The sequence below is a fragment of the Desulfovibrio sp. 1188_IL3213 genome (assembly GCF_036763145.1).
Taxonomy (GTDB): Bacteria; Desulfobacterota; Desulfovibrionia; order Desulfovibrionales; family Desulfovibrionaceae; genus Desulfovibrio.
This window is the reverse complement of record NZ_JBAIYR010000280.1, coordinates 1-3112: the sequence shown is the minus strand read 5'-3', so window position 1 is coordinate 3112 and position 3112 is coordinate 1. Positions and strand designations below refer to the sequence as shown.

The following is a 3112-nucleotide window of genomic DNA, read 5'->3' as shown; positions in this document are numbered from 1 at the left end:
GAGGCCCGGCTGGCCGAGGCCAGGGCCGTGCTTGGCTGAATAAAAGCGTAAACCGCGTTGATAATCAAAAGCCGCCCGCTGCCGGGCGGCTTTTGCCGTCTGGCGTTTTGCCGGCGAGGGAGGCGTTGATCATATTCTATATGACATTGACTTTCATTTTCATATAGTGCAGCATTCAGGCATCCACTACCACCAGCCGACACCAGCTTACAGGAATGCCATGACACCTTCGCAAATTGTATCCGCCTTGAATTCTCTCATTTCGATTCGTCAGCCGGTTTTTTTATGGGGCGCGCCGGGCGTGGGCAAAAGCCAGATTGTAGCCCAGGCGGCAGCGGCACGGGGCATACCCCTGCGCGACATCCGCGCCGTACTGCTTGACCCCGTGGACCTGCGCGGTTTGCCCCGCATCACCGATGAGGGATTTTCCGTGTGGTGTCCTCCGGCATTTCTGCCCACGCCTTCAGACCCGGAAGAAGGCATAATTTTTCTGGACGAGTTGAACGCCGCCCCGCCCCTTGTGCAGGCCGCCTGCTATCAGCTTATTCTGGACCGCGCCATAGGCGAGTACCGCCTGCCTGACGGCTGGGCCATTGTGGCGGCTGGCAACCGCGAAAAGGACAAGGCCGTTTCGTACCGCATGCCTTCGGCCCTTGCCAACCGCATGGTGCACCTGGAGTTTGACGCCAACCTGGACGACTGGCTTGCCTGGGCTCAGACGGCGGGCATACGGGCTGAAGTGTGCGCGTTTTTGCGATTCAGGCCTCGGCTGCTGCACGATTTTGACCCGCAAAAATCCGAAAAAGCATTCGCTTCGCCCCGTTCGTGGGAATTTGTCTCGCGCATTCTTGATGCTTCGCCGGACCAGGATGTGGAATACGAGCTTTTCCAGGGTACTGTGGGCGCAGCGGGAGCGGCTGAATTTATGGGCTTTCTTGCGGTCTGGCGCGAGCTGCCCACCGTGGATGAAGTGCTGGCGGCCCCGGCCTCGGCCGCTGTGCCGATGGAACCGGCGGCTCTTTACGCCATGTGTGAAGCTCTGAGCCTCAGGGCCAGCGCCGAAACCATAAATGCGCTCACGGCCTATGCCGAACGGCTGCCCTCGGAATTCGGCGTTCTGCTCATGCGTGACGCCGTGTGTCAGGATACGGAGCTTGTGCATACAGAGGCGTTCTCCCGCTGGGCGGAAAAAAACGCTGAAGTGCTGATGTAGCCATGAAAGCGCGCAACGGCCTGCTGCGTCGGCCCTACGACAGCTCTGTGCCTCCGGGGGACGGGCTTGGCTCGTCATCTCCGGGGAGCGGTTGCGATTCATCGCCACAGGGTGACGAGCTTTCACGCAAAGCGACGCTGGCAATGAAAAAGGCCAGAACGGCTCTGGTGCTGGACCATCCATTTTTCGGATCACTGGCATTGCGCCTGCGCTTCAGGGAGGACAAAACCTGCGGCGATCTGTGGACGGACGGCAAAAGCCTTGGCTTTAACCCGACCTATGCCGCCACCTTGCCCGAAGCCCGGCTGATGGCCGCCCAGGCGCATGAGATCATGCATCTGGCTTTCGGCCATCATCTGCGCCGCAAGGGGCGCGAGGAAAAAATGTGGAACCGGGCCTGTGATCTGGCTATCAATCACATTTTGCTCGAATCCGGTTTTGATCTGCCCGAAGGTTTTGCTCATGACCCGGCCTACGCGGGCATGTCGGCCGACGATATTTATGAAGCGCTGGCCGTTCTTCAGGAAAACGCCGCCAAGGGCGACGCGCGTGGTGACTCTGCCCGGGCCGACGGTCAGGATCAGGAAGGCGCGGGAGCCGGGGCCTTTGACGGCGGCAAGGAACTGGGCGGAAAAAGCGCCGCCAGGGCCGGGGGCGGTCCAAAGGAAAAAAACGGGCAGGAACAGGGTGAACAGGCGCAGGCAGGCACAACGCCCACCGTAAAAAAAGACCGGGGCGCTCCGGTGCAGGGCGAGGGTAAAACGTCGTTTACCGGAGAGGTGCGCGACCACCCGGATGTGAGCGGACCGGAGAACGATCAGGCCCTCAAACTGGCCGAGCGGGAAGCGGACGTGGCCCTGAGCCAGGCCGTGCAGCGGGCAAGACATATGGGCAGTCTGCCTGCGGGGCTGACGCGCCTGCTCCGCAAGGAACGGCAGCCCGAACTGGACTGGCGCGAACTGTTGCGCCGCTTTCTTGAGCATTGCGCCAACAGCGATTACTCCTGGTCCACGCCCAACAGGCGCTACCTGTATCAGGGGATTTATCTGCCTGCCCGTCGCGAGGCCCGCCTGCCGCATGTGGTTCTGGCTGTGGACTGTTCCGGTTCTGTGGACGAAAAGGTGCTGTCCGTGTTCTGCACGGAGCTTTTTTCAGTGCTGGACGCTTATGACACCACGCTGACCGTATTGTTTCACGATACAAAAATTCAGGGCGAATTGACCTTTAACCGTATGAGCATGCCCACCGACCTCATGCCCGTGGGCGGAGGCGGTACGGATTATCGCCCGGTCTGCGCCCACATTGCGGACAAAAATCTGCATCCCACCTGCCTTATCTGGTTTACCGACCTTGAGTGCAGCCGTTTTCCACCTGAGCCGGACTATCCCGTGCTGTGGATTTGCAGTGAGGCCAATGCGGAAACCCCGCCCTTTGGGGAACTGGTGAGCCTTATGGCCCCAACGACACAGACACGGCCGCCCATGCCTGCGGCCCAACATTGATGACCAAGCAGCGGAGCAGCTATGCGTATAGAATGGAAGATCACCAAGAAAAGAGGGAATCTGCGGCCGGTTCTCAGTTACTGCGCGCAGCTCGAAGACCATGAACGGGCGCTGGCCCTGCCGGTGGTGAGCATTGTTTCCACAATTCCCAGGCCGGAAGAAGAGCGCCAGGACTATTGCTACCCCGGTCAGCTTGAGCGCTCGCCGGGCTACACGCCCGAAACGTTCCACACGCTGGAAGCCCCCTCGCACAAGGGGCATGCCTGGACGCGCACCCTTGTGCTGCCCTGGCGGGAAGACAACAGTTATCCCGAGGTGGACGCCTCGTTTGCCATGCTGCGGCGCGCGATGGAAGACGCGCTGGAAAAGGCGTACGGCAGCGAGCCGATGCAGCTTG

Annotated in this window: 3 protein-coding genes; all 3 read left to right on the top strand. The window is 60.6% G+C overall.

Annotated features, from left to right (window positions below):
* The first annotated feature begins 220 nt into the window (after window positions 1–220).
* On the top strand, window positions 221–1213 hold the full coding sequence (locus V6C16_RS10230) for a MoxR family ATPase (RefSeq protein WP_333535626.1): 993 nt from the start codon (window positions 221–223) through the stop codon (window positions 1211–1213).
* Window positions 1214–1215: 2 nt separating this feature from the next.
* Window positions 1216–2715 carry a vWA domain-containing protein gene (locus V6C16_RS10225; protein WP_333543141.1) on the top strand — a complete coding sequence of 500 codons (1500 nt, stop codon included), beginning with the start codon at window positions 1216–1218 and terminating at the stop codon, window positions 2713–2715.
* Between the two features lie 21 nt (window positions 2716–2736).
* On the top strand, window positions 2737–3112 hold a 376-nt coding region (locus V6C16_RS10220), incomplete at its 3' end, for a hypothetical protein (protein WP_333543140.1).